The organism is Antarctobacter sediminis (genome assembly GCF_019218285.1).
Taxonomy (GTDB): domain Bacteria; phylum Pseudomonadota; class Alphaproteobacteria; order Rhodobacterales; family Rhodobacteraceae; genus Antarctobacter; species Antarctobacter sediminis.
Genome location: NZ_JAHUZG010000005.1, coordinates 33745 through 55336, shown reverse-complemented (window position 1 = coordinate 55336; position 21592 = coordinate 33745). Strand labels below are relative to the sequence as shown.

The window sequence follows — 21592 nt, the reverse complement described above, 5'->3', positions numbered from 1 at the left end:
TCAGGCCTCCCTGCCTGTCCTGAGGCGCCAGATCCAGGCGCCGGTCATGATGAGCCAGACCGCGGCGAGCGAATACCACGTGATGGCGTATTGCAAGTGATCGTTCGGGATGCCGCTGGTGTCGACGGGCAGGGGCGTCACACCCTTGTCTGCGGGCGACATTTGCCGCGCCACGACCAGAAGCGGTTCGGTGTCCAGCACCTCGGCCATCGGGGCTAGGTCGCGGGCGAACCATGTGTTGCCCGCCGGGTCATTGTCCGGGGTTGAGGAATTGCGGTCGTCAGGCCAGTGCAGATTGCCGGTAACTTCGGCAGGTCCGGCATAGAGCGGAGCGTCTTTCTGGTCGACCGGGGCGAACCCGCGGTCCAGCAGGACGCGGCGTCCGTCGTCGGTCTGGAAGGCCGAGATCAGCCGCCATCCGGCACCGCGTTGTTTGACCGAAACAAGAACGGCCAGCGCCTCGTCCCCGATCTCTCCCCTCAGGGCCACCGGCTGATAGCGCTGGGCGTCCGGGTCGATCAGGCGGGGCAGGGGTTTTGGATCGCTGGCGATGGTGGTTTCAATGTCGTCAAGGATTCCACGTTTCCAGTCCAGCCGCGAAATTTGCCAGGTTCCCAGCCACAACAGGATGGCGGCGCCAAGAAGACCGATCAGCAGGGGGGCGATGTAACGTTTCAACAGCGGCTCCGAAACGGAAAAGGCGCGCCCGGGTGGGCGCGCCTTGGTGTACCTTCTGAGGCTCTGGGTTCAAGTCCCAACCTGCGCGCAGGGGCGTCAGGACCGGGCGAACCCGTCTATCCTCAGCCGCCCCAGATGTAGACAGCCGCGAAGAGGAACAGCCACACCACGTCGACGAAGTGCCAGTACCAAGCTGCCGCCTCGAAACCGAGGTGGTTGGTGGGGGTGAAATGGCCGCGGTAGACACGGATCAGGCAGATGAACAGGAAGATCGTGCCGATGATCACATGCGCGCCATGGAACCCTGTCGCCATGAAGAAGTTGGCGCCGTAGATGTTACCGCCAAAGCCAAAGGCCGCGTGGCTATATTCATAGGCCTGGAAGACCGTGAAGATCAGGCCGAGGATCACAGCGATGATCAGGCCCGACTTGACGTCCTGACGGTTGTCTTCGTGCACCAGAGCGTGGTGCGCCCAGGTGGCAGCCGCCCCGGAGCAGAGCAGGATCAGGGTGTTGATCAGCGGCAGGTGCCAGGGGTCGAAGGTTTCGATTCCCGCGGGCGGCCACACGCCGTCCACCGCCGGGCTTTCGGGGCCCATCGGGTACATGGCGTGTTTGAAGAAGGACCAGAACCAGGCGAAGAAGAACATCACCTCGGACATGATGAACAGGATGAAACCATAGCGCAGCCCGATCAGCACAACCGGGGTGTGGTCGCCCACCTGGTTTTCGGTCACCGTGTCCGACCACCAGCCGAACATCACGTAAAGCACGCCGACAAAGCCGATCAGGAACATCCACGGTCCGTTTCCGTGGAACAACAGGACCGCTCCGAACAGCATGACGAAGGCGGCGACGGACCCGAGGAAGGGCCAGATAGAGGGGTTCAGAATGTGATAGTCGTGGTTCTTTGCATGCGCCATTGCGGTTCCCTCGTTAGGCGTTAGTTCACGGACGCTTTCGCGTCTTTTTGGGCGTCGAGCGCGGCCTGCGTTTCGTCCGGCAGGTCGATCTCGTAGAAGGTGTAGCTGAGCGTGATATGGCCGGTGTGCTTGGCGTCACGGTCATTCACGATGTCGGGGTCGACAAAGAAGCTGACGGGCATCTGCACCCGTTCACCCGGCATCAGCACCTGTTCGGTAAAGCAGAAGCATTCGATCTTGGAAAAGAATGCCCCGGCCTCGTAGGGGGCGACGTTGTAAGACGCCTGCCCGGCGATCGGTCGGTCCGTGGGGTTGAAGGCCTCGTAAAAGGCCAGACCTTCTTCGCCGATGCGGATCACCATTTCGGTCTGCATGGGTTTGAACTCCCACGGCATCCCGCGTTCCTTGGAGGCGTCGAAGCGGACCTTGATCGTCTTGTCCAGCACGTCGCCTGCGGCGCTGGCCACGTTGGGCGTACCGCCAAAACCGGTTACCCGGCAGAACCAATCGTAGAACGGGACCGAGGCCCATGCGAGCCCCCCCATCAGAACGACGACGCCAACGGTCTGGAAGACCGTTTTAACCTTGCCATCAATTGCCATCAGTTACTCCCTGCTGCGGTTGCATCTGGAAGTCCCCCCGGGTGACCTTCACGACAGTCAGCCCGAATATTATCGTTATGAAGGCCGCCAGCACCAGACCCACGCCGATGTTACGGCCGCGGCGGCGCTTGTGCAGTTCGTGTTCCTTGACAAGGCTCATGCCCAGACCCCCAGGCGGTCCAGCCCTGCGTCGACCAGAATCGAACCGAAATGGGCGAAGAGGTACAGCAGGGACAGTTTGAAAAAGCTCTTTTCGACCTTGTAGCTGTCAGCCTCGGCGTGCGCCTCGTCCCGGCGCAGGATCTGCACCGCGCCCTTGATGAACAGCAGGTTCAGCACCAGCGCGGTCACAAGGTAGATCGGGCCGCCCACTTCGGTGAAGGCGAGACCAAGCGCGAAAACGGCCAGAAGGACGGTGTAGGCAAGGATATGACGGCGGGTCGCGCGGCGGCCGTGGGTCACGGTCAGCATCGGCACGGTGGCATTGTCATAGTCCATGCGGACAAAGAGGGCGAGCGCCCAGAAATGCGGCGGTGTCCAGAGGAACGTCAGGCAGAACATCAGAACCGAGGCGGTCGAGATCTCGCCAGTGGCCGCGGCCCAGCCGATCATCGGGGGAAAGGCCCCGGCGGCGCCGCCGATCACGATGTTCTGCGGCGTCAGTCGCTTGAGCCACATCGTGTAGATCACGACGTAGAAGAAAATGGTAAAGGCCAGAAGGCCGGCGGCCACCCAGTTGGTGGCAAGCCCAAGAAAGACCACGGCGAAGACCGACAGGGTCAGGCCAATGGCCAGCGCCTCGTCCCGGGTCACCTTGCCGGCGGGGATGGGGCGCTTGGCTGTGCGTTTCATCACCGCGTCGATGTCGGAATCGTACCACATGTTCAGCGCGCCCGAGGCACCGCCGCCCACGGCAATGAACAGCACGGCACAGAAGCCGATAAAGGGATGCACACCCGCGGGCGCGGCCAGAAGGCCGACAAAAGCCGTGAACACGACAAGGGTCATCACCCGCGGCTTCAGCAGGGCGAAATAATCGCCGAACTGTGCCTCGTTTTCCTGAGTGCTTGCGTGAAGGCTGGCGTCGCTCATCGTGGGTCCCTTGGCAAAAGGTGCGCCGGGACGGCGCACCCTAGGAGGTTTGCGTCGGGCGGGGATGACCCCGCCACTGATCAGTTGGTCAGAACGGCGCGGACGTCGGTGTAGCCACCTTCGTCGATCGAACGCTGCAACCAGGCTTCGTAGGCTTCTTCGCTGACGACCTTGACGGTGATCGGCATGTAGGCATGCGCGATGCCGCAGAGTTCCGAACACTGGCCGAAGTAGACGCCTTCTTTCTCGGCGGTGAACCACAGTTCCGCAAGGCGGCCCGGGACGGCATCCTGTTTCACGCCAAAGGCGGGGATGGTCCACGAGTGGATCACGTCTGCGCCGGTGACCTGCATCACGATGGTCTTGCCGACGGGCACGACGACCGAAGTGTCCGTGGCCAGAAGAAAATCGCTCTTGTCGTAACCAGCGGCGATCAGTTGCTCTTCGACGGCAGGGGTCATGCGGTTGTCGCCACCGGTGGCGGGCGAACCGATCATGTAGCTGTCGTAGGCAAGGTCGGTGCCGACGTATTCATAGCCCCAGTACCACTGGTAGCCGGTCACCTTGATGGTGATGTCGCCTTCGGGGATTTCCTGCTGCTTGAACAGAACCGGCAGCGAGAAGGCGCCGATGAAGACAAGGATCACGATCGGACCAATGGTCCACGCCACTTCCAGCGGGGAATTGTGCGTGAAGGTGCCCGGAGTCGGGTTGGCCTTGCGGTTGAAGCGCACGTAGCAGTAGGCCAGCAGCGCAACCACGAACAGCGTGATGGCGGTAATGATCACCAGGATCAGACCATCCAGCCACTGCAGGTCCGCGGCCAGTTCGGTCGCGGCGGGCTGAAAGCCCATGCCGCCGTCGTGGGGTTTGCCCACCACGGGAAGGTCCTGCGCCAGTGCCGGCGCGGCGATGAAGGCGCTGAGTAGGCCCGAAAGCATCGTTTTGCGTTGCATGTCTCACCCTGATCGGTTGCGAGTGTGGTCGTATGGACGGCGCAGCGCGACGGCATAGCCCGTCCACGCACCTCCCATTGCGTTCTGCTCGTTTAAAATCATATTCTGGAATGCCGGGAAAGCTCGGTCCTTGCGGCAAACCGCCGCTTTTTCTTGATCCAGATCAAACCGGAGGTCCCCATGCCAGCCGCTCCCTTCCGCCCCTTCGAAACCCATCTTGACCTCGATGGCACCACCGCGCTGGTGCGTAAGGCGCTGACAGGGGCCGAAGACGGCGAGCTGTTTCTTGAAAGAGCGCGGTCCGAGAGTCTTGTTCTGGATGATGGGCGGGTCAAGACCGCCAGTTACGATTCCTCCGAAGGATTCGGCCTGCGCGCCGTCCGTGGCGAGGTTGCGGGCTATGCCCATGCGACCGAGATCAGCGAAAGCGCCCTGAAACGCGCCGTTCAGACCGCCCGGCTGGCCATCGGTGACGGCGGCGGGATCATGGCGCCGCCACCTGCGGGAACCAATCGCACGCTTTACACCGACGCCGACCCGATCGAGGGCGCCAGCTTTCCGGTCAAGCTGGACACCCTGCGCGAGATCGACGCGTTCGCCCGTGAACTGGATTCGCGCGTCGTTCAGGTGACCGCGACCATTGCCGCCTCGCTGCAAGAGGTGACGATCTTGCGGGCCGACGGCACTTTGGTCAGTGACACACGGCCCATGACGCGGGTCAATGTCTCGGTCATCGTCGAGGAAAACGGCCGCCGCGAATCCGGCACGGCGGGCGGAGGTGGGCGGGTATCGCTGGACGGACTGCTTGCGCCGCAGGACTGGCAGGCCAAGGCCCGCGAGGCTCTTCGAATCGCGCTGGTCAATCTGGAGGCAGAACCGGCACCTGCCGGTGTCATGGACATCGTTCTTGGCCCGGGCTGGCCGGGCATCCTGCTGCACGAGGCCGTGGGCCACGGGCTGGAAGGGGACTTCAACCGCAAGGGCAGCTCGGCTTTTGCCGGGTTGATGGGTCAACAGGTTGCCGCCAAGGGGGTGACGGTTCTGGACGATGGTACGATTCCCGACCGCAGAGGCTCGATCACGGTCGATGACGAAGGAACGCCATCGGCCAAGAATGTGCTGATCGAGGACGGTGTGCTGGTCGGCTTTATGCAGGACCGGCAGAACGCCCGCCTGATGGGGGTAGAGCCCACGGGCAACGGGCGGCGGCAAAGCTTTGCGCATATCCCCATGCCGCGCATGACGAATACCTACATGCTGGGCGGTGACAGCGACCCCAAGGACATCGTGGCCGACCTGAAAGATGGGATCTGGGCGGTCGGTTTCGGTGGCGGACAGGTGGACATCACTAACGGCAAGTTCGTCTTTTCCTGCACCGAAGCCTACCGCGTGAAGGACGGCAAGGTGGGCGCGCCGGTCAAGGGTGCCACGCTGATCGGTGACGGGGCAACCGCCCTGAACCAGATCCGCGCCTTGGGCAATGACATGGCGCTGGATCCGGGCATGGGCAATTGCGGCAAACAGGGCCAATGGGTGCCGGTCGGGGTCGGTCAGCCGACCGTGATGATCGGGGGCTTGACGGTTGGCGGCGCACAGACCTGACGGCCCTGTCTCGCACTTGCATCCCCTGCGCTCGGACCCGGCGTTGGCCGCCGGGCTTGGGTTGGGGGCGCATGCGGCGGCAATCGCGGCGGCGATGGTTCTGACCGTGACGATGGGGTTGGCTGTCGGGTTCCTTGGGTTGGCGCTGCGCCCGCTGTCCGAAGCCATTGGCGGAGCGCTGGCAGCAGCAGGGGTGATCTTTGCGTTTTCGGTGATGCTCAGCTGGGTTGGGCATCTGCCGGGCGCGGTACTGTTGCAGGTCTTTCTCCGCAATGGATTGGGCGGCTGGTTGACGGTGCTTCTGGGCGGCGTCGCGCTGGGTGGCCTGTTTTCCGCCCTGATCGGTGGGCCGCTGCCGGTTCTCATCGCGCCGATTCTTGCGGTTCTGCACGCGGTTTGTCTGCGGTGGCTGGCCATTCGCGGCCTGCGCCGGTCCGGCGACTCGAGGCGCTCAGCCGATTCCGACCGCTAGGATTTGACCAAATTTTTCATGTTATGAGAGGGTTGCGCGTATTGGTTGCGCGAATGGCGCTTGGGTTTACCTCTGGTTAACCAGCCCGGGCCTACAAATTGTCATGCAAGATGACGGGGTTCGGATGCGCGACGAAAGCTACTCTTCCACTCACCCCCCACTCCCACCCACCACGGAAGATCATCGCGTGGCCTGGCTCCGTCTCTTGCGCTCACGTCGTGTGGGGGCGACGACTTTCTGGAGATTGCTGAACGAACACGGCAGCGCGGAGGCCGCGATTGACGCGCTGCCCGGGGTCGCGCGCGCCGCTGGCGTCGAAAACTACGAAGCCTGCCCGCCCCAAGTGGTGCAGGCCGAACTGGCTGCGGGGCATCGGGCAGGGGCGTGGTTGATCTGTCGCGGCGACGCCGATTACCCGGACGATCTGGCGAACCTGTCGGATGCGCCACCGGTGCTTTGGGGAATTGGCGACAAGTCCGCTTTGCGGCGACCGATGGTTGCTCTTGTAGGTGCGCGCAGCGCCTCATCGCTGGGGATCCGCATGGCCCGCCGTCTGGCCGAGGGGTTGGGCGAGGCGGGATATGTCGTGGTTTCAGGTTTGGCGCGCGGGATCGATGCGGTCGCACACGCCGGCGCGGTACAGACGGGCACCGTGGCGGTTCTGGCGGGGGGCGTCGATGTGCTTTACCCCTCGGAAAACGCCAAGCTGGCCGAAGAAATCTGCCGTCAGGGGGGATGTCGCCTCAGCGAGCAGCCCATGGGATTGCAACCGATTGCCCGGCATTTTCCGGCGCGCAATCGCATCGTTTCCGGCCTGTCGAGGGGCGTTGTCGTGGTCGAGGCCGCGGCCAAATCAGGCTCACTCATCACGGCCCGTACAGCCCTTGACCAAGGGCGCGAGGTTCTGGCCGTGCCCGGCCATCCGATGGATGCCCGTGCCAGTGGCTGCAATATCCTTATCCGCGACGGCGCCAGCCTGATCCGAAATGTCGAGGACATCATCGAGGCATTGCCGCCGCTGGACGTGCCCCGCCCGTCAGACCAAGGCCGGCTGGATCTGCCAGAGCCGCAGGCGCCAGTTGTGAGCGCTTCGGAGCGCCCGCGGAATGATAGCACACTACGCAAGGCGGCAAATCTGCACCGCATGATCCTTGACCGGCTTGGACCGTCGCCACTGGCTGAGGATCAGTTGATCCGTGACCTTGGCGCGCCTGCGGGCAAGGTGTCTCCGGTGTTGACCGACCTTGAACTTGACGGGCAGATCAAGCGTCAGCCCGGCGGGCTTTTGTCGCTTGTGCCGCGGCACTGATTGATCAGCAGAACTCGGGGATGACCGGCGACCATGTGGCGCAGAATTCGGGATCGGACCACCAGACATCGGTGGCACCGATGGCATGGTGTACGGCAACCCAGGTCGATCCCGATCTTTGGTATAAGACCTGAATCGAGGGGCCACCCCAGTCAAAAGGGTTGTCCCAGCCGGGACGCACCGGGATTTCGTTGCGCGTGATCTCGCGTCCGCCGGGGCGCACGGGATCAAGGCTGGCAAACCCGACTTCGCCCTGCACGCGCAGGTCCGACACGACAAAGATCACCGGCGCGCCAAGCGTCCATTCGGCATGCGGGCGGATTGCATCCATCAACTGGCCCCGCACGGCTGTGCCTCGGGCCGGCGTTTCCCAGGCGGTGGCGGTGAGCGGGGCAAAAGACAGGGCGGCAACGGCGGCCGCAAGGGTAAATCGGAACATCACAATACCTCCTTGATATGGTTCCAGACTTACGCCGGATCCCGCCCCGAGAGAAGCCTGCCAAGGGGCGTCACGGCGCCCCGGATTGACAAATCGGCCTTGCACACCACATTTTGCGCCGCCATACGCGGCACAAGACAAGGCCCTTTCTGGCCAAAGAGAAAATTCGCGAGGTAGCAGATTCCCATGCCCGTCGTCGTCGTCGAATCCCCGGCCAAGGCCAAGACAATCAACAAGTATCTGGGTTCCGACTACACGGTTCTGGCATCCTATGGACATGTGCGTGACCTGCCGCCCAAGGACGGTTCGGTCGACCCCGACGACGGGTTTGCCATGACCTGGGAGATCGCCAACGATTCGCGAAAACACGTTGCGGCCATCGCCGAGGCGCTGAAATCCGATGACGAACTGATCCTCGCAACCGACCCCGATCGCGAGGGGGAAGCCATCAGCTGGCATCTCAAAGAGGCGCTGACCAAGCGGCGGTCGATCAAGAAATCCACCAAGGTTGAGCGCGTGACCTTTAACGCGATCACCAAGGCCGCCGTGACCGAGGCGATGCAGAACCCGCGCGACATCGACGCGCCGCTGGTCGAGGCGTATCTCGCACGGCGCGCGCTGGACTACCTCGTGGGCTTCAACCTGTCGCCTGTCTTGTGGCGCAAGCTGCCCGGCGCGCGGTCCGCGGGGCGGGTGCAATCGGTCTGCCTGCGGCTGATCGTCGAGCGCGAGATGGAGATCGAAGCGTTCAAACCGCGCGAATACTGGCAGGTGAAGGCCCAGCTGACCACACCGCGTGGCCAAAGCTACGAGGCGCGCCTTGTGAGCCTCGCCGGCAAAAAGCTGGACCGTTACGATCTTGAAAACGCCACACAGGCAGAGATGGCCGTCGAGGCAATCGCCAAACGGGCGCTCAAGGTGGTCAGCGTCGAGGCCAAACCCTCGAGCCGCAACCCCTCGGCACCTTTCATGACCTCGACCCTGCAACAAGAGGCCAGCCGCAAGTTCGGCATGGGCGCGCGCCAGACCATGAACGCGGCGCAGCGCCTGTATGAGGCCGGGCACATCACCTATATGCGAACCGACGGGATCGACATGGCGCCCGAGGCGGTCAGCGCGGCGCGCGATGCGATCAAGGACCGTTACGGTGCGGAATACGTGCCCGACAGCCCGCGGATCTACAAGAACAAGGCCAAGAACGCACAGGAAGCGCACGAATGTATCCGTCCCACGGATATGACACGGGATGCCGAAGCCCTGCGCCTGTCCGACCCCGATCAGCGCAAGCTGTATGATCTGATCTGGAAGCGGACACTCGCCTGCCAGATGTCGGCTGCGCGTCTTGAACGAACCACGGTTGAAATCGGCTGCGACGACGGACAGGTCGGTTTGCGCGCCACGGGGCAGGTTGTCCTGTTCGACGGCTTCCTCAAGGTCTACGAAGAGGGCCGCGACGAACCGGTCGAAGATGATGACAAGCGTCTGCCGCAGATCATGCAGGGTGAGCGCGCCGGGTTCGACGGTGGCGCGATGAAATCCGCCTTTGCCAAAGCGATGGACGGCGCGGCAAAACCTGCTGCTGTGATTTCGGGGGACGGGGCGACGCTGGGCACGCAAAGCTTTACCCAGCCGCCGCCGCGCTACACTGAGGCGACGCTGGTCAAAAAGATGGAAGAGCTGGGCATCGGGCGACCTTCGACCTATGCCTCGGTCATCACCACGATTCAGGACCGTGAATATGTCCGCAAGGAACAGAACCGCCTGTTCCCCGAGGACAAGGGACGGATCGTCACCATCTTCCTGCTGAACTTCTTCAAACGCTACGTGGAATATGATTTCACCGCCGCGTTGGAGAACGAGCTGGACCAGGTTTCGGCCGGGGAAGAAGACTACAAGGACCTGCTGGCCAAGTTCTGGCGCGACTTCAGCGCCGCCATTGCCGAGACCTCGGATCTGCGTATTTCCGAAGTGCTGGACGTGCTGGACGAGGCGCTGGCCCCGCAGCTTTATCCGCCGCGTGAAGACGGCAGCGACCCGCGCATCTGTCCGAAATGCGGGCAGGGGCGGCTGCACCTCAAGACCTCGCGCACCGGCGGGTTCGTGGGCTGCGGCAACTACCCGGAATGTACCTACACCCGTCCGATCGCGGGTGAGGGCGCCGAGGGTGAGGAAAAACTGCTGGGTGAGGACAACGGGGACGAAATCTGGCTGAAGGCCGGTCGGTTCGGCCCCTATGTCCAGCGCGGCGAACCGACCCCCGAAAACAAAAAGCCGCCACGCGCCTCTTTGCCACGCAAGAACCGTGAATACCTGCCGGGCTGGGATCCCAAGGACATGACGCTGGAAAAGGCGCTGACCTTGCTGACCATGCCGCGTGAGATCGGGATGCATCCGGATGGCGGTGTGATCTCGGCCAATCTTGGCCGTTTTGGCCCCTACATCATGCACCAACTGCCGGACGAGGAAAAACCCGTCTACGTCAACCTCAAGGAGTTTCAGGAGGTTTTCGAGATCGGGATGAACCACGCGGTCGAACTCTTGGCGCATAAGCGGGCCAATCCGGGTCGGGGACGACAGGCGGCCAAGGCGCTGCGCGAGATGGGCGATCACCCCGATGGCGGCAAGATCTCGATCATGGAGGGCCGTTATGGTCCTTACGTGAAGTGGGAAAAGGTGAACGCGACCCTGCCCAAAGACGTGGAGCCGGAAAAGGTCACCATGGAAATGGCGCTGGAACTGATCGCCGAGAAAGCCAAGAAGGGCGGCAAGAAAAAGGCCGCTCCGAAAAAGGCAGCGGCCAAAAAGGCTCCGGCCAAGAAAACCGTGGCGAAAAAGACACCCGCGAAGAAACCCGCCGTCAAAAAGGACACCGACGGCGAATGATCGCCAGAACACATCCTGTCAACAGGATGTGATTGGCACCGCGCGGTGGTGACGGATACCTCTTTGCCTGAACAGACAGGCAAGGAGACCATCATGACTGGTGGACTGACACGCCGCGGCCTGCTTATCGCGGGCGGAGCGGCCATGATCGTACCGGCGCGGGCCAAGGCGGAAACAGTGCCGGTGCGGCGCAACATTTCCAGCTTTGTCAGCCAGGACTGGCGCGACCATTTCGACGAGTTGGGCAAGGGCTGTATCGTCTGCGACACCGACAGCCGCGCGCTGCACTATTGGTCGGCGGACGGCGGCTACCGCGTCTATCCCACCTCGGTCCCCAAAACCGATGAACTGACCAAGCGCGGCTATACCAAGATCGTGCGCAAAAAGGTCGGGCCTTCGTGGACGCCGACGGCCTCTCAGATGGAGCGGTTCCCCGATTGGAAGCCGGTTGCCGGCGGTGCGCCGGACAATCCTCTGGGCACCCATGCCATGTATCTGGACTGGCCTGCCTATCTGATTCACGGCACCCATGACACGCGCAAGATCGGGCGTCCGTCCTCTGATGGCTGCATCGGACTTTATAATGAGAAGATCGCCGAACTGTATGAAATCACTCCGATCGGCACGCAGGTGCGCCTGATCTGATGTGAGCGCTCGCAGGCCCCGTGGTGCGTTGACATCCTGCTGCGGGGCGGCGACAACTCCTCTGATCCAGAAATCAGGGGAGATTTCCATGAAAAAGGTCTACGGCACAGCCGCCGAGGCGCTGGATGGGCTGCTGTTCGACGGCATGCTCATCGCGTCGGGCGGGTTTGGCCTCTGCGGCATTCCGGAACTGCTGATCGACGCCATCGTCGAGTCGGGCGTCAAGGATCTGACGGTCGCTTCGAACAACGCGGGTGTTGACGGGTTCGGTCTTGGCAAACTGCTCGATACGAAGCAGATCAAGAAGATGATGTCGTCCTACGTTGGCGAAAACGCCGAATTCATGCGCCAGTACCTCTCGGGCGAGCTGGAGCTGGAATTCAACCCGCAGGGCACGCTGGCCGAACGTATGCGCGCCGGTGGTGCGGGCATCCCGGGCTTTTACACCAAGACCGGCGTCGGCACCGTGATTGCCGAAGGCAAGGAAGTGAAGTCCTGGAACGGCCAGGATTACATCCTCGAAGAGGGGATCTTTGCCGACCTGTCGATCGTCAAGGCGTGGAAGGCCGACGACACCGGCAACCTCGTGTTCCGCAAGACCGCGCGCAACTTCAACCCGCCGGCCGCGATGTGCGGCAAGGTCTGTGTCGTCGAGGTCGAGGAAATCGTCCCGCGCGGCAGTATCGACCCGGATCACATCCACCTGCCGGGCATCTATGTGCACCGGATCATTCAGGGTGAACATGAAAAACGGATCGAACAGCGCACCACGCGCAAGCGGGAGGAAGCGTAATGCCCTGGGATCGTAACCAGATGGCCGCACGCGCGGCACAGGAACTCGAAGACGGGATGTATGTGAACCTCGGGATCGGTATCCCGACGCTGGTTGCCAACTACGTGGGCGACAAGGACATCACGCTGCAATCCGAAAACGGCATGCTGGGCATGGGCCCGTTCCCCTATGAGGGTGAAGAGGACCCGGACCTGATCAACGCCGGCAAGCAGACCATCACCGAACTGGCGCGCACGTCCTATTTCGACAGCGCGACGTCGTTCGGCATGATCCGTGGCGGCAAGATCGCGGCCGCGATCCTTGGCGCGATGGAAGTGGCCGAAAATGGCGATCTTGCGAACTGGATGATTCCGGGCAAGCTGGTCAAGGGCATGGGCGGCGCGATGGATCTTGTGGCCGGTGTCGGCAAGGTCATCGTGGTCATGGACCACACCAACAAGCACGGCGACAGCAAGGTGCTGAAGGAATGCACCCTGCCGCTGACCGGCAAGGGCGTGGTGGACCGGATCATCACCAACCTTGGCGTTCTGGACGTGGTCGAAGGCGGTCTGAAGATCGTTGAAACCGCCGACGGCGTGACCGAAGAAGAGCTGCGCGCCGCAACGCAGGCGACCATCGTCTAAGAACATCCCGGGCCGCCGCCTGACGGGGCGGCGGCTTGGTCCACGGAGGCGCAATGGGCGGCGATTTTGGCGAGCCTTCAGAAGGGTCCAGCTTGCTGGACTGGCTCACTCTCGTTCACATGCTTGCATGGATTGCCTTCGCGATCAGTTTGGCCCTCGGGGTCCCGGTCGCCTTAGATCTGCTGCGGGCACTCGCTCCGCTTCTGCTCTTCAGCTTCTACGTCCCGCTGTTCCTTCTCATAGCATTCCTGTGCGGCGTGGTTGGGGCATACTTCACCTATGCTGCGATGAACGCCGTGTTTTTGGCTGGCGGATTGCTGGGCAGTTGGGTTGTCTTGTTCCTCGCCTTTTTCCCGGTTCGGTAAAGAAAAAGGGCAGGATCCAAAGATCCTGCCCCTGAGTGTTGCGCCTGATTGGGAGGAGAGGGCGCAAAACCCGTCCGGGAACACCCGGATTATTTCGCGGCGGGTGCCTTGCGCGCCGGAGCCGCTGCCTTCTGAGCGGTCGCGGTCAGGTCATTGGTCGCCTTCTTGACGGCTGCGGTGGCGTCTTGGGAGTAATCCTTGCCAGCGGCCATCAGCAGTTCAACGGTATCCATCTGAACCTTTTTGGCGATCTCGGCGAAAGCTGCGGTGTTCTGCGCTGCAATCTCGGCCTGAGCCGATGCGAACTCGGTCATCGCCTTGGCGTAGTCGGCCGGTTCTGCCTTTGCCTTCGACATGTCGGTCAGCTTGGACAGGGTGTCCTTGGTCCAGGAGGCCGACAGCTCGGTCGATTTCTTGGCAGCGTCCAGCGCAACGCCGGAAAGCTTTTCGCTCAGGGTTGCGGTGGTCTTGAAGGCGTCGTCCATGGCTTTGGTGTCCACGGGGAATGCGCCCATCATGTCTTTCAGCATCGCGGTGAAGTCTTGGGTCTGTGCCATTTTCGTAATCCTTTGTTGGGTGTGCGCCGGGATAAGCCCGGCCTCGTCAACTGATCTTCAAGATGTATGCTGCGGCGCAGCATTTCAAGACATTTTTTCTGCGCTGCGGCAAAAAATTTCTGTGGCAGGCTAAAACGACAAGGCATTGGCCTGTCAGCAGGCAAAGAAAAAGGGGCAGGATCCGAAGATCCTGCCCCAGGTCATTGCGCCAAAATGGGAGGAGAGGGCGCAAATCCCGTTTCGGTCGAAACCGAATTACTTGGCCGCGGCGGTTGCCTTCTTGGCGGTCGCGGTCATCTCGTCAGTTGCCTTTTTCATGGCGGCGGTGGCATCTTCGGAGAAGTCCTTGCCAGCAGCCATCAGCAGTTCGACGGTGTCCATCTGGACCTTCTTGGCGATCTCGGCGAAGGCGGCCATGTTCTCGGCGGCAACTTCTGCCTGTGCCGAAGCGAAGTCGGTCATCGCCTTGGCGTAGTCAGCCGGCTCTGCCTTTGCTTTCGACATGTCGGCCAGCTTGGCCAGAGTGTCCTTGGTCCAGGAGGTCGACAGTTCGATCGACTTGTCGGCAGCTTCCAGCGCAACGGCCGACAGCTTTTCGTTCATGGTCGCGGTGGTCTTGAACGCGTCTTCCATGGCCTTGGTGTCGACCGGGAATGCGCCCATCATGTCTTTCATCATCGCGGTGAAATCCTGGGTCTGTGCCATTTCAGTAATCCTTGTGTGTTGCTGCGTCGGGCCCGCCCCGTTCCAGCAGCTGCCTAGAATATGCATGCTGCGACGCGGCATTTCAAGGAAAATTTCTGCGCCGCAGCATGTGTGGCCAAGTCACTGGTTTTGTTGAGCTGCCTTCAGCTTCACATAGGTTCCGGGCGCGGGGGCCAGTGATTCATAGGCCGAATCACCGGGTGCCCTTGCGGCAACTTTCTTGCCGGACCGCTTTTTCAGCCAAGCTTCCCAATGCGGCCACCATGACCCTTCGCGGTAATCTGCGGCCTCTTTCCACGCGTCGAAATCCAGCTTGAGATCGTCGTTGACGTAGTGGCCGTATTTCACCTTGGACGGCGGGTTCACGATGCCGGCGATATGGCCGGACTGGCCAAGCACGAACTGCTTGGAGCGCGACCCCATCATCTGCACGCCCCGAAAGACATCCCGCGCCGCGGCGATGTGGTCGGTTTCGGCCGCGATGGACATCAGCGGCACATCCACGTCCTTGACGCTGAGCGTTTCGCCGAACAGCTCAAATGTGCCTTCGGCAAATTCATTCCGTTGGCACAACCCGCGCAGGTACTGGCTGAACATCCGTCCGGGCAGGTTCGCACCGTCGCCGTTCCAGTAGAGCAGGTCAAAGGCCGGGGGCGTTTCGCCCATCATGTAGGACCGGATCGCCGGGCCGTAGATCAGGTCGTTCGAGCGCAGGAAGGAAAAGGTGCGCGCCATGATGAAGGAGGGCAGGATGCCTTCCTGATTGATCTCCTGTTCGATCCCGTCGGCGAAATCTTCTTGTAGGAACGGAGTGAATTCGCCCTGATCGCTGAAATCTGTCAGCGCGGTAAAAAAGGTGGCGGACTTCACCGATTTGTCGCCGCGTTTCTTCATCAAGGACAATGTCAGGCTAAGAGTTGTGCCCGCGATGCAATAGCCGACCGCGTTCACCTTGTCCGTCTGGCAGATCTCCTTGGCGACCTCGATGGCCTTGAGGAACCCTTCGTCGACATATTCCTCGAGTCCCACATCGCGATACTTGCCATCCGGGTTGATCCAGCTGACGACAAACAGCGTATAGCCTTGGTCGACGACCCAGCGGATCAGGCTGTTCTGAGGTTTCAGATCGAGGATGTAGAACTTGTTGATCCACGGCGGGAACAGGACAATCGGCGTTTCGTAGACCTGGTCGGTGGTGGGGCTGTACTGGATGATCTCCATCATCCGGTTGCGATAGATGACCTCGCCTTGCGCGGTCGCGATGTTCTCACCGATTTCAAAGGCCGTGTCATCGGCAAGCCGGACGACCAGTTCGCCGTTGTTGGCCTCCAGATCCTTGACCAGGTTTTCCAGCCCGCGCACCAGGCTCTCGCCCTCGGTTTCGACCGCTTTCATCAGGGCATCGGGGTTGGTGGCCAGAAAATTGGTCGGCGCGAACATGTCCACGATCTGCTGGCTGAAATACCGCAGGCGGCGCTTTTCCGTCTCGTCCATGTCTTCGATCGACTCGACGGCGTTGCGGATCGCATCCGCATTTATGAGGTACTGCTGTTTGACGTAGTTGAAATAGGGGTGGCTGTCCCACAGAGGGTTCTGGAAACGCTTGTCGCTGGGGCCGGGGTTTTCCGGTGCCTGCAACTTTCCCCGCGCCAGTTGTTGCTGAGCTTCGACGAATGTTGTGACGGTCTTGCCCCAGAAGCTGACCTGTTGTTCGATCAGTTTCGCGGGATTGGTCATCCATTCCTGAAGATAGGCCTGCGCGGCCTTGGCATAAAGCGCATGGTCCGGGCCGTTCAGCGCGGGCGGGGTCGGATGGCGGCGGGTAAGGGCCGAGACGAGCCGTTTGCTGAGTTCTTCGACGCGCTCAAGGTTCTCCTCCAACCGCGCGCGGCTTTCACCTGCGGCAACCTCGTTTGTTGTCATCGGAATTAAATCCCCCTATCCTTCGCAGGTGCAGAATTACCGTCGTGGGTTTCGGGGGGCAAAGCGACGAATTGGCTCGGGCTTGGTCGGGTGCGCGGCATGGCGCAGTCCCCGCGAAACGAAAAGGAGTGGCTGTCGTGCGCTACATGGCGACCTATGATCTGATGGAAAGCATTCGGAACACCAATGCGTGGCTCGGTGCGACGGCGCGAACCCTGGCATCTTACCCGGCCTTCTCGGCTTTTCCGAACCCGGGGCTGGAATGGATGGCGGCCTGGGGCGCGGTGACGGAACGTACTTTTGAACGGATGGTGGTCAAACCGGACTGGGGCATCCGCACCTTTACCTGCGAGGATGGCAAGGACCATCTCGTGGACATTGCGACGGTGGTGGAAAAGCCCTTTGGCAACCTGGTTCATTTCAACGTCTCCGGACGCGAGGAACAGCCGCGCAAGATCCTGCTGGTCGCGCCCATGTCGGGCCATTATGCCACGCTGCTGCGCTCGACGGTCAAGTCTCTGATCGTGAATTGCGAAGTCTATGTCACCGATTGGCACAACGCGCGCGACATTCCGGTTTCGGCCGGCAAGTTCGATATCGAGGATTACACGCTCTATCTCATGGATTTCATGCGGCATCTCGGGCCGGATACCCATGTGATCGCCGTCTGCCAGCCGGCACCTCTGACGCTTGCGGCCACGGCCTATCTGGCGGAACTTGACCCGGATGCGCAGCCGCGCACCCTGACCCTGATCGGCGGTCCGATCGACCCGGATGCAACCCCAACCGATGTGACCGATTTTGGCCGCCGCGTGACCATGGGGCAGCTGGAAGAGACGATGATCCAGCGCGTCGGTTTCAAGTACAAGGGCGTCGGGCGGATGGTCTATCCGGGCCTGCTGCAACTGGCCTCTTTTATGTCCATGAACGCTGACCGCCATTCGGCGGCCTTCCGTGACCAGATCATTCGTGTCGCCCGCGGCGAGGCGTCGGATCACGATGCACACAACCGGTTCTACGACGAATATCTTGCGGTCATGGACATGCCGGCGGAATTCTATCTTTCCACGGTCGAGCGGATCTTCAAGAACCGTGAAATCGCCAAGAACGAGTTTGTCGTCGCCGGTCACAAGGTGGACATGGGCGCGATCACCAAGGTTGCCGTCAAGACTGTCGAAGGATCGAAGGACGACATTTCGGCCCCCGGTCAGTGCATCGCGGCATTGGATCTGTGCACCGGTCTGCCGGACGAGAAGAAGGCCAGCCATCTGGAGCCGGGTGCCGGACATTATGGCATCTTTGCCGGGAAAAGCTGGCGCAACAACATCCGCCCGCTGGTGCTGGATTTCATTGACGCCAACTCGGATCTGCCGAAATCTCCGGCCGCGGTGCCGGTCAAACTGGCAGATCACCGGTGAGTTTGGGCGTTCCGGGCTGATCCAGATGTGCGCGCCTTCGGGCGCGCGCTTTTTTTGTCGGACTGGCGCTTTGCGCCGTCCTCCGGCAGGGGGCGCTGCCCCCGCGCGCCTGCGGCGCTCCCCCGGAGTATTGCAGCCAAGAAGAAGCGGGGCGTCAAAGCCCTTCGAATGCGCAGAGGGCGTGAACATCCATGCCGAGCGCTTCGAGCCGTTTTCGGCCGCCCAGTTCGGGCAGGTCGATCACGAAAGCGCAGCCGATGAGTTCGCCGCCGAGCCGTTCCACCAGTTTGATCCCGGCCTCGGCCGTGCCGCCGGTTGCAAGAAGATCGTCGACCAAGAGGACCTTTTCGCCCTTCTGGATCGCGTCGTCGTGGATTTCGACCACAGCTTCGCCATATTCGAGCTGGTAGTCTTCGGAGATGACCGCGCCGGGCAGTTTGCCTTTCTTGCGGATCGGGACAAAGCCTGCGGAGAGTTGGTGTGCGACGGCGCCGCCGAGGATGAAGCCGCGCGCTTCGAGGCCGACGACCTTGTCGAAACGCACCCCGGCGTAAGGATGCAGCAGCTGGTCGATCGCCATTCTGAACCCGCGCGGGTCGGCGAACAGGGTGGTCACGTCGCGGAACATGATCCCCTCGTGGGGGAAATCGACGATGGTCCGGATGTAGTCCTTGATTTCGGTCTTGCGCGGCATGGGGCCTCCTGAACGACAACGCCGCCCCAGCGGTTATCGCGGGAGCGGCGCAGAATGCAAGGCTTGACCCTGCGGTGTCGGCGGGCGGGTTGTCAGGACAGGCGGCGCCGGGCCGAATAGTAGATGTTCTGGACCCAGTTGAGATGCGGGCGGTTCCAGTCGAGCCGTTCCCGCAGGAACACGGTCTTGGCATTGTTCAGGGTCATGACCTATACCTTTCGTTACCAGGTTATGCTGTATTTTGTATATACAACGTATAGCGGAAAAATCAAGGATCAAGCGACGTCGTGGGCAAGGACGAAAAGAAAAAGAAGGGCGGCGGCAAGGATGCACAGCTGGTGCTGCGCATGGATCGCGCCGACCGCGATGCCTTTATTGAACTCTGCAAGGAGCTGGATAGTTCCGCGTCGCGCGAAATTCGTTTGTTCATTCGCGATTTTCTGGCCAAACACGCGGAATAGGTGTGGGTCAGCTGCGGCGCAGGGTTGCGGTCAGCGCGCCCATCGCGATGAGCGTTGCACCGCCAGCGCGCGTCAGCCAGCCCAGCACCGAGGGCCGAGAGATCATCCGGCGCAGGCGATCAGCGGCGAGGGCATAGGCCAGCGCATTCAGGGCCGCCAGCGTGACGAAAGTGGTGACGAGGATCGCGAATTGCGGCAGCAGTGGTGCGTCTGCGGTCACGAACTGGGGGACGAAGGCAATGAAGAACGCGATGCTTTTCGGGTTCAGCGCTGTGACCGCGAGGTTGTGGGCAAAGACGCCCTGCGGGGTTACCTCGGCTGCGGGCAAGGGCAGCCCGTCTTGCGGGGCTGACCGGATCAGCTTGAGCCCCAGCCAGACGAGGTAGGCGGCGCCGAGCCATTTCAGCAGGGTGAACAGCATGGCCGAGGCGGCGACCAGCGCGCCCAACCCTGCCAGCGACAGGCTCATGGCAAGGAAATCTCCGGTGGCGACGCCAGCAGCCGAGGCCAGCGCCACCGAACGCCCCTTGCTCAGCGCGTAGGACAAGACCAGCAATACCGTGGGGCCGGGGATCATGAGGAGAGCGGTGGAGGCTGCGACGAAGGCAAGCCAGATCTGGAAATCCATTGTGATTAGTCCGTTGGGGGATAATGGCGGCGCAGGGCCATGATGTCTTGCGGGCCCAGATCCTTGGATTGATTGTCATCCTGCGAAAAGATCGACTTGCCGAGGTAGTCGGGATTGCGGATGTCCGTCAGAAGGCCAAGCGCCTGGGTCAATTCCTCGATCATCGCGGATTCGTAGTGGCGAATGTGCAGGCGGGTGCCAAAGACGATGCGGGCGCGCTGGATCACATGGGTGTCACTGCGCGACCAGACGATGACCCGGGCGCCGGTGACGGTTGTTCCGTCCACGCCCTTGATCCCGGTGCCCGTGATCGGTTCGGTGCCATCGGTGTCGATCAGGTGGATCCGGATGTCTGCCTCGTCCCCGGATGAAACCTGTCGCAGGGTGATCCCCGCACCGGCCCGGTTGATGTACTGGATGGCCCGGACCAGCGCGGCCCGGGCCCGTTTCTGTCGCCCGCCAAGAAAGGCGCGATCCACCTGCGTGATCTGCACGCGCAAGGGCTTGTCGGTTGGCCAGCGAACGATGTCCTTGCGGCAGGCATCGCCCGGAGGGGCAGCGCAGGCCACGAGCCGGTAGAAATCCTCGTCGCTGAGTGGCCCCGTGGTTTCCACGTAGTCCACCGCTGCGACTGCGGCGCAGGGCAGGGTCAAGGCAAGGAAAAGGCTCGCGGCGCGGGGCATTGCTGTTCGTTCCTCAGTTCCCGCCCAACATGCGCCCGGCGACGGCGTCCAGTTTGGCCAGCAGCGCCGGGTCGCGCTTTTCCGGGGCGGTGAGAAGGGCATATTCCAGCGCGCGGTCACAGCCATGCGGGCAGGGCGCGCGGTCCGCGCCCAGCAGCGCGGGCAGGCGGCGTACCATCTCGCGGCCCTTGTCGGCATTTCCTGTCAGTGTCTTGATGATCTCGGTGATGTCGACCGCGCCGTGATCGGGGTGCCAGCTATCGTAATCGGTGACCATGGCGATCGAGGCGTAACAAAGCTCGGCCTCGCGGGCGAGCTTTGCCTCTGGCATGTTGGTCATGCCGATCACATCCGCGCCCCAGCTGTCGCGGTACATCCTGGATTCCGCCATGGTCGAGAACTGCGGCCCCTCCATCGCAAGATAGGTGCCGCCCCTGTGGACCGTGATCCCGGCATCGCGGGCCGCCGAAAAACAGGCCTCGCCCAGACGTGGGCAGGTGGGATGGGCAACGCTTACATGCGCGACGCAACCGGTGCCGAAAAAGGATTTCTCGCGCGCGAAAGTGCGGTCGATGAACTGGTCCACGACGACGAAATCGCCCGGCGCATATTCCTCGCGGAACGACCCGCAGGCCGAAACCGAGATCACATCCGTTACGCCCAGACGCTTTAGCGCGTCGATATTGGCGCGATAGGGCACCTCGGTCGGGGAATGCACGTGGCCACGGCCGTGACGGGGCAGAAAGGCCATCGGAATGCCGTCCAGCGTGCCGGTCAGGATCTCGTCCGACGGCGTACCCCAAGGGCTGTCGACCGCCTGCCAGCGGGCCTCCTGCAACCCGTCGATATCATAGATGCCCGATCCGCCGATCACGGCGATCATCGTGTCCGTCATGGTCATGTCCTGTCTTTTCGGGCGCCGTGAGGCTGCCCCTTTCGATTTGGCGCGAGTTTGACGGATGCGCGAAAGAGAGCAAAGCCCCCGCCGCAGTTTTGGCGGATATTCTGTTCGCCGCCGCAACACCGCGCAGCGGAATACGCAAGAATACCGTGCATCTTTTCCGTGATTGCGGTATGGGGCGGTGAATCGATGCGCCATGCTGCATTGCAGCGTGACGGGTGCGCCCGTGGTATCGCCCAA

Annotated in this window: 24 protein-coding genes; 10 read left to right on the top strand and 14 right to left on the bottom strand. The window is 62.0% G+C overall.

The annotated features are described in order from the left end of the window. The 6 genes from KJP30_RS20790 to coxB all read right to left on the bottom strand — a co-directional run bounded on the left by KJP30_RS20790 (position 1) and on the right by coxB (position 4251). Positions 1-678, bottom strand: coding sequence for an SURF1 family protein (locus tag KJP30_RS20790; protein WP_218451293.1), 678 nt, complete (start codon positions 676-678; stop codon positions 1-3). Positions 679-800: 122 nt separating this feature from the next. Beyond that, a complete protein-coding gene (locus KJP30_RS20785) occupies positions 801-1601 on the bottom strand; it encodes a cytochrome c oxidase subunit 3 (RefSeq protein WP_218451292.1) in 801 nt (266 codons plus the stop codon). A gap of 20 nt (positions 1602-1621) precedes the next feature. Beyond that, positions 1622-2203 (bottom strand): cytochrome c oxidase assembly protein, encoded by a 582-nt coding sequence (locus tag KJP30_RS20780; protein WP_218451291.1) that lies wholly within the window; start codon positions 2201-2203, stop codon positions 1622-1624. Continuing rightward, positions 2193-2363 (bottom strand): cytochrome c oxidase system small membrane protein, encoded by a 171-nt coding sequence (locus KJP30_RS20775; protein ID WP_218451290.1) that lies wholly within the window; start codon positions 2361-2363, stop codon positions 2193-2195. Before KJP30_RS20775 ends, KJP30_RS20780 begins: the two co-directional genes overlap by 11 nt. After that, on the bottom strand, positions 2360-3295 hold the full coding sequence (gene cyoE, locus KJP30_RS20770) for a heme o synthase (RefSeq protein WP_218451289.1): 936 nt from the start codon (positions 3293-3295) through the stop codon (positions 2360-2362). The genes KJP30_RS20775 and cyoE overlap by 4 nt, the downstream gene beginning before the upstream one ends. Positions 3296-3375: 80 nt before the next feature. Next, entirely contained in the window at positions 3376-4251 is an 876-nt protein-coding gene (gene coxB / locus KJP30_RS20765; RefSeq protein WP_218451288.1) for a cytochrome c oxidase subunit II, read from the bottom strand. 180 nt (positions 4252-4431) lie between these two features. On the opposite strand from coxB, the gene tldD reads away from it, so the two are divergent. From tldD to dprA, 3 genes are all read left to right on the top strand, one after another. After that, on the top strand, positions 4432-5853 hold the full coding sequence (tldD, locus tag KJP30_RS20760) for a metalloprotease TldD (RefSeq protein ID WP_218451287.1): 1422 nt from the start codon (positions 4432-4434) through the stop codon (positions 5851-5853). Between the two features lie 16 nt (positions 5854-5869). Beyond that, positions 5870-6325, top strand: coding sequence for a hypothetical protein (locus KJP30_RS20755; RefSeq protein ID WP_218451286.1), 456 nt, complete (start codon positions 5870-5872; stop codon positions 6323-6325). Between the two features lie 124 nt (positions 6326-6449). Beyond that, complete coding sequence (gene dprA / locus KJP30_RS20750; protein WP_218451285.1) at positions 6450-7634, top strand: DNA-processing protein DprA; 1185 nt, start codon at positions 6450-6452, stop codon at positions 7632-7634. 4 nt (positions 7635-7638) lie between these two features. On the opposite strand, the gene KJP30_RS20745 is transcribed toward dprA, so the two are convergent. After that, on the bottom strand, positions 7639-8073 hold the full coding sequence (locus tag KJP30_RS20745) for a hypothetical protein (RefSeq protein ID WP_218451284.1): 435 nt from the start codon (positions 8071-8073) through the stop codon (positions 7639-7641). 186 nt (positions 8074-8259) lie between these two features. Here KJP30_RS20745 and topA point away from each other — a divergent pair, with 186 nt between their 5' ends. The 5 genes from topA to KJP30_RS20720 all read left to right on the top strand — a co-directional run bounded on the left by topA (position 8260) and on the right by KJP30_RS20720 (position 13382). After that, a complete protein-coding gene (topA, locus tag KJP30_RS20740; RefSeq protein ID WP_218451283.1) occupies positions 8260-10956 on the top strand; it encodes a type I DNA topoisomerase in 2697 nt (898 codons plus the stop codon). Between the two features lie 93 nt (positions 10957-11049). Continuing rightward, positions 11050-11601: a L,D-transpeptidase gene (locus KJP30_RS20735; RefSeq protein ID WP_218451282.1), complete on the top strand. Its 552-nt coding sequence runs from the start codon at positions 11050-11052 to the stop codon at positions 11599-11601. 88 nt (positions 11602-11689) lie between these two features. Then, complete coding sequence (locus tag KJP30_RS20730) at positions 11690-12394, top strand: CoA transferase subunit A (RefSeq protein ID WP_218451281.1); 705 nt, start codon at positions 11690-11692, stop codon at positions 12392-12394. Beyond that, the gene (locus KJP30_RS20725) at positions 12394-13017 is read left to right on the top strand and encodes a CoA transferase subunit B (RefSeq protein WP_218451280.1); all 624 of its coding nucleotides are present in this window, start codon (positions 12394-12396) and stop codon (positions 13015-13017) included. Before KJP30_RS20730 ends, KJP30_RS20725 begins: the two co-directional genes overlap by 1 nt. A 53-nt stretch (positions 13018-13070) precedes the next feature. Further along, on the top strand, positions 13071-13382 hold the full coding sequence (locus KJP30_RS20720) for a hypothetical protein (RefSeq protein WP_218451279.1): 312 nt from the start codon (positions 13071-13073) through the stop codon (positions 13380-13382). Positions 13383-13471: 89 nt separating this feature from the next. Here KJP30_RS20720 and KJP30_RS20715 read toward each other — a convergent pair whose 3' ends face one another. The 3 genes from KJP30_RS20715 to KJP30_RS20705 form a co-directional block, all read right to left on the bottom strand. Further along, a complete protein-coding gene (locus KJP30_RS20715; protein ID WP_218451278.1) occupies positions 13472-13939 on the bottom strand; it encodes a phasin, PhaP in 468 nt (155 codons plus the stop codon). Positions 13940-14194: 255 nt separating this feature from the next. After that, on the bottom strand, positions 14195-14644 hold the full coding sequence (locus tag KJP30_RS20710) for a phasin family protein (RefSeq protein WP_218451277.1): 450 nt from the start codon (positions 14642-14644) through the stop codon (positions 14195-14197). Positions 14645-14764: 120 nt separating this feature from the next. Next, positions 14765-16567 carry a PHA/PHB synthase family protein gene (locus KJP30_RS20705; RefSeq protein ID WP_218451276.1) on the bottom strand — a complete coding sequence of 601 codons (1803 nt, stop codon included), beginning with the start codon at positions 16565-16567 and terminating at the stop codon, positions 14765-14767. Positions 16568-16704: 137 nt separating this feature from the next. Here KJP30_RS20705 and phaZ point away from each other — a divergent pair, with 137 nt between their 5' ends. Then, positions 16705-17985, top strand: coding sequence for a polyhydroxyalkanoate depolymerase (gene phaZ, locus KJP30_RS20700; RefSeq protein ID WP_218451275.1), 1281 nt, complete (start codon positions 16705-16707; stop codon positions 17983-17985). Between the two features lie 154 nt (positions 17986-18139). Here phaZ and KJP30_RS20695 read toward each other — a convergent pair whose 3' ends face one another. After that, complete coding sequence (locus KJP30_RS20695) at positions 18140-18679, bottom strand: adenine phosphoribosyltransferase (protein ID WP_218451274.1); 540 nt, start codon at positions 18677-18679, stop codon at positions 18140-18142. 287 nt (positions 18680-18966) lie between these two features. Here KJP30_RS20695 and KJP30_RS20690 point away from each other — a divergent pair, with 287 nt between their 5' ends. Beyond that, positions 18967-19140: a hypothetical protein gene (locus KJP30_RS20690; protein WP_218451424.1), complete on the top strand. Its 174-nt coding sequence runs from the start codon at positions 18967-18969 to the stop codon at positions 19138-19140. A gap of 7 nt (positions 19141-19147) precedes the next feature. On the opposite strand, the gene KJP30_RS20685 is transcribed toward KJP30_RS20690, so the two are convergent. The 3 genes from KJP30_RS20685 to KJP30_RS20675 are packed head-to-tail and all read right to left on the bottom strand — an operon-like array spanning position 19148 to position 21346. Then, positions 19148-19768 carry a LysE family translocator gene (locus KJP30_RS20685; protein ID WP_218451273.1) on the bottom strand — a complete coding sequence of 207 codons (621 nt, stop codon included), beginning with the start codon at positions 19766-19768 and terminating at the stop codon, positions 19148-19150. Between the two features lie 5 nt (positions 19769-19773). After that, positions 19774-20451, bottom strand: coding sequence for a DUF2927 domain-containing protein (locus KJP30_RS20680; protein ID WP_218451272.1), 678 nt, complete (start codon positions 20449-20451; stop codon positions 19774-19776). Between the two features lie 13 nt (positions 20452-20464). Continuing rightward, on the bottom strand, positions 20465-21346 hold the full coding sequence (locus KJP30_RS20675) for an S-methyl-5'-thioadenosine phosphorylase (RefSeq protein ID WP_218451271.1): 882 nt from the start codon (positions 21344-21346) through the stop codon (positions 20465-20467). Positions 21347-21592 lie beyond the last annotated feature (246 nt).

Excerpts from the sequence above, each read along its gene's own strand:
- KJP30_RS20785 (WP_218451292.1), bottom strand. The coding sequence starts at position 1,601 with ATGGCGCATGCAAAGAACCACGACTATCACATTCTGAACCCCTCTATC.
- KJP30_RS20780 (WP_218451291.1), bottom strand. The coding sequence starts at position 2,203 with ATGGCAATTGATGGCAAGGTTAAAACGGTCTTCCAGACCGTTGGCGTC.
- KJP30_RS20775 (WP_218451290.1), bottom strand. The coding sequence starts at position 2,363 with ATGAGCCTTGTCAAGGAACACGAACTGCACAAGCGCCGCCGCGGCCGT.
- cyoE (WP_218451289.1), bottom strand. The coding sequence starts at position 3,295 with ATGAGCGACGCCAGCCTTCACGCAAGCACTCAGGAAAACGAGGCACAG.
- coxB (WP_218451288.1), bottom strand. The coding sequence starts at position 4,251 with ATGCAACGCAAAACGATGCTTTCGGGCCTACTCAGCGCCTTCATCGCC.
- tldD (WP_218451287.1), top strand. The coding sequence starts at position 4,432 with ATGCCAGCCGCTCCCTTCCGCCCCTTCGAAACCCATCTTGACCTCGAT.
- dprA (WP_218451285.1), top strand. The coding sequence starts at position 6,450 with ATGCGCGACGAAAGCTACTCTTCCACTCACCCCCCACTCCCACCCACC.
- KJP30_RS20745 (WP_218451284.1), bottom strand. The coding sequence starts at position 8,073 with ATGTTCCGATTTACCCTTGCGGCCGCCGTTGCCGCCCTGTCTTTTGCC.
- topA (WP_218451283.1), top strand. The coding sequence starts at position 8,260 with ATGCCCGTCGTCGTCGTCGAATCCCCGGCCAAGGCCAAGACAATCAAC.
- KJP30_RS20735 (WP_218451282.1), top strand. The coding sequence starts at position 11,050 with ATGACTGGTGGACTGACACGCCGCGGCCTGCTTATCGCGGGCGGAGCG.
- KJP30_RS20730 (WP_218451281.1), top strand. The coding sequence starts at position 11,690 with ATGAAAAAGGTCTACGGCACAGCCGCCGAGGCGCTGGATGGGCTGCTG.
- KJP30_RS20725 (WP_218451280.1), top strand. The coding sequence starts at position 12,394 with ATGCCCTGGGATCGTAACCAGATGGCCGCACGCGCGGCACAGGAACTC.
- KJP30_RS20720 (WP_218451279.1), top strand. The coding sequence starts at position 13,071 with ATGGGCGGCGATTTTGGCGAGCCTTCAGAAGGGTCCAGCTTGCTGGAC.
- KJP30_RS20715 (WP_218451278.1), bottom strand. The coding sequence starts at position 13,939 with ATGGCACAGACCCAAGACTTCACCGCGATGCTGAAAGACATGATGGGC.
- KJP30_RS20710 (WP_218451277.1), bottom strand. The coding sequence starts at position 14,644 with ATGGCACAGACCCAGGATTTCACCGCGATGATGAAAGACATGATGGGC.
- KJP30_RS20705 (WP_218451276.1), bottom strand. The coding sequence starts at position 16,567 with ATGACAACAAACGAGGTTGCCGCAGGTGAAAGCCGCGCGCGGTTGGAG.
- KJP30_RS20695 (WP_218451274.1), bottom strand. The coding sequence starts at position 18,679 with ATGCCGCGCAAGACCGAAATCAAGGACTACATCCGGACCATCGTCGAT.
- KJP30_RS20685 (WP_218451273.1), bottom strand. The coding sequence starts at position 19,768 with ATGGATTTCCAGATCTGGCTTGCCTTCGTCGCAGCCTCCACCGCTCTC.
- KJP30_RS20680 (WP_218451272.1), bottom strand. The coding sequence starts at position 20,451 with ATGCCCCGCGCCGCGAGCCTTTTCCTTGCCTTGACCCTGCCCTGCGCC.
- KJP30_RS20675 (WP_218451271.1), bottom strand. The coding sequence starts at position 21,346 with ATGACGGACACGATGATCGCCGTGATCGGCGGATCGGGCATCTATGAT.